The following is a 2,129-nucleotide window of genomic DNA, read 5'->3' as shown; positions in this document are numbered from 1 at the left end:
ACCCGTGTTAAGCTTTTCAGCGCCGATGGTAGTAGGGGGCTTCCCCCTGTGAGAGTAGGTCGTCGCCGGGCAATGTATTATTCCACAGTAGCTCAGTTGGTAGAGCAATCGGCTGTTAACCGATCGGTCGCAAGTTCGAGTCTTGCCTGTGGAGCCATTATGGAGAGCTGTCCGAGTGGCCGAAGGAGCACGATTGGAAATCGTGTAGGCGGCGAAAGTTGTCTCAAGGGTTCAAATCCCTTGCTCTCCGTTCTCTGTAACTTTTATTATTTAGGCCCGTTGGTCAAGCGGTTAAGACACCGCCCTTTCACGGCGGTAACACGGGTTCGAATCCCGTACGGGTCATTTCTTTATTTTAGGGGGCTTAGCTCAGCTGGGAGAGCATCTGCCTTACAAGCAGAGGGTCAGCGGTTCGATCCCGTTAGCCCCCACCATTTATTATTTTAATATCGTCGCGGGGTGGAGCAGTCTGGTAGCTCGTCGGGCTCATAACCCGAAGGTCGCAGGTTCAAATCCTGTCCCCGCAATTAGTGGTTCCGTGGTGTAGGGGTTAACATGCCTGCCTGTCACGCAGGAGATCGCGGGTTCAAATCCCGTCGGGACCGCTTTATTTATGGCTTGGTAGCTCAGTTGGTAGAGCACTTGATTGAAGCTCAAGGTGTCGGCAGTTCGATTCTGTCCCAAGCCACCTTAATATATTTGGAGGGGTAGCGAAGTGGCTAAACGCGGCGGACTGTAAATCCGCTCCTTCGGGTTCGGCAGTTCGAATCTGCCCCCCTCCACCATTTTATAGTAGGGGCATAGTTTAAAGGTAGAACTAAGGTCTCCAAAACCTTCAGTGTGGGTTCGATTCCTACTGCCCCTGCCAAAATAGTAAATTTAATAATGGCGGGTGTGGCGAAGTGGTTAACGCACCTGATTGTGGTTCAGGCATTCGTGGGTTCGATTCCCATCATCCGCCCCATTTTTAAACGGTGGGCTATAGCCAAGCGGTAAGGCAACGGATTTTGATTCCGTCATGCGCTGGTTCGAATCCAGCTAGCCCAGTTTTTGTTTTTTGCGGAAGTAGTTCAGCGGTAGAACATCACCTTGCCAAGGTGGGGGTCGCGAGTTCGAACCTCGTCTTCCGCTTATTTTTCTTACGAATGTGGCGCCATAGCCAAGTGGTAAGGCAGAGGTCTGCAAAACCTTTATCACCGGTTCAAATCCGGTTGGCGCCTCCATTGAAGTTTATTTAAGATTATAGTATAATTATATTATGCCGGCGTGGCGGAATTGGCAGACGCGCTGGACTCAAAATCCAGTGATCTCACGATCGTGCCGGTTCGACCCCGGCCGCCGGTATCAAAGCAACCCCAACACTTTAAAGTGTTGGGGTTTTGTTTTTCTGATATAAAATAACTCGAGAGATTCCACAGGATTTCCACTTTGTATTTAGGCTCTGTGTCAATTGTTGGTGTAAAATATCGAGGGGCAAGCTAGGGAAACCATAGCTTGTGCCTCTTTTTAGCCTACAGAAATATCGAAATCTTTAATAAAGTGTTGTGCAAGAATCTTGGCGCGGAATCGTGCAAAGCTTCGATAATCGTAAGAAGTACGCTTGATGACTTTGGTTCGATTGTTGATGCCTTCTACGAAGCCATTCGATAGATGCGGGTAAATGAAAGCATTGATAATTTCCGTTTCCCAACGATCAAAAGTGCCGATAGCCTTTATGAATTCTGGTAGCTCCTTATCTTTTACGAGTTGATAAAAGGCATGTAAGGTCTTGCGAACATCGCGGCGTTCTTTTGCTTTCAAAGATGTTGGCAGTATACTTAAAAGAAGGTGCAGAGATACTATGGAGCAGTGCTGCTTGATGCCAGGATACGGAGAAGCGCTGATAGCGCGCAATGATGCCTTGATTTTTTTCATCAAACGATTTGCCACAAGGACAAAGATATCGACGCTTCCGATAATGTACGTAGACGTATTTTTCTGCCATTTTAAGATACTTAAAAGTGTGTATGCGATAGTCTTTGATACGATCTGTCCGTGTTCTGCAGAGGGGACTGTACTGAACCCCAAAAGTTGGACCAAATTTAATTAGACTTCTTGGCTGGCCTGAAGACGGTATTCTACCGGACTCA

At 47.7% G+C, this 2,129-nt stretch carries 1 protein-coding gene, 14 tRNA genes and 1 pseudogene; 14 read left to right on the top strand and 2 right to left on the bottom strand.

The window, feature by feature from the left end; genetic code table 11:
* Positions 1–81 precede the first annotated feature (81 nt).
* From EP58_RS10650 to EP58_RS10585, 14 genes are all read left to right on the top strand, one after another.
* A tRNA-Asn gene (locus tag EP58_RS10650) sits at positions 82–157 on the top strand.
* Positions 158–161: 4 nt separating this feature from the next.
* Positions 162–250, top strand: a tRNA-Ser gene (locus EP58_RS10645).
* A gap of 23 nt (positions 251–273) precedes the next feature.
* Positions 274–345: transfer RNA gene (locus EP58_RS10640), tRNA-Glu, on the top strand.
* Positions 346–358: 13 nt separating this feature from the next.
* Positions 359–434: transfer RNA gene (locus EP58_RS10635), tRNA-Val, on the top strand.
* 19 nt (positions 435–453) lie between these two features.
* Positions 454–527: transfer RNA gene (locus EP58_RS10630), tRNA-Met, on the top strand.
* A 5-nt stretch (positions 528–532) separates the two neighbouring features.
* Positions 533–605: transfer RNA gene (locus EP58_RS10625), tRNA-Asp, on the top strand.
* A 10-nt stretch (positions 606–615) separates the two neighbouring features.
* Positions 616–688, top strand: a tRNA-Phe gene (locus tag EP58_RS10620).
* A gap of 13 nt (positions 689–701) precedes the next feature.
* Positions 702–785, top strand: a tRNA-Tyr gene (locus EP58_RS10615).
* Between the two features lie 9 nt (positions 786–794).
* A tRNA-Trp gene (locus tag EP58_RS10610) sits at positions 795–868 on the top strand.
* 20 nt (positions 869–888) lie between these two features.
* A tRNA-His gene (locus EP58_RS10605) sits at positions 889–964 on the top strand.
* 11 nt (positions 965–975) lie between these two features.
* A tRNA-Gln gene (locus EP58_RS10600) sits at positions 976–1,047 on the top strand.
* 12 nt (positions 1,048–1,059) lie between these two features.
* Positions 1,060–1,131: transfer RNA gene (locus EP58_RS10595), tRNA-Gly, on the top strand.
* Positions 1,132–1,149: 18 nt separating this feature from the next.
* A tRNA-Cys gene (locus tag EP58_RS10590) sits at positions 1,150–1,223 on the top strand.
* 37 nt (positions 1,224–1,260) lie between these two features.
* Positions 1,261–1,344 (top strand) — tRNA-Leu (locus EP58_RS10585).
* Positions 1,345–1,506: 162 nt separating this feature from the next.
* On the opposite strand, the gene EP58_RS17035 is transcribed toward EP58_RS10585, so the two are convergent.
* The gene (locus EP58_RS17035) at positions 1,507–1,914 is read right to left on the bottom strand and encodes a transposase (RefSeq protein WP_124893203.1); all 408 of its coding nucleotides are present in this window, start codon (positions 1,912–1,914) and stop codon (positions 1,507–1,509) included.
* Between the two features lie 25 nt (positions 1,915–1,939).
* Positions 1,940–2,086, bottom strand: a pseudogene (locus EP58_RS17885) (transposase family protein); the annotation flags it as partial.
* Between the last annotated feature and the right edge of the window lie 43 nt (positions 2,087–2,129).

It is taken from the genome of Paenilisteria newyorkensis (assembly GCF_000766145.1).
GTDB lineage: Bacteria > Bacillota > Bacilli > Lactobacillales > Listeriaceae > Listeria_A > Listeria_A newyorkensis.
Note: the sequence above shows the minus strand (reverse complement) of the source record. Positions and strands in the feature narration are given on the sequence as shown.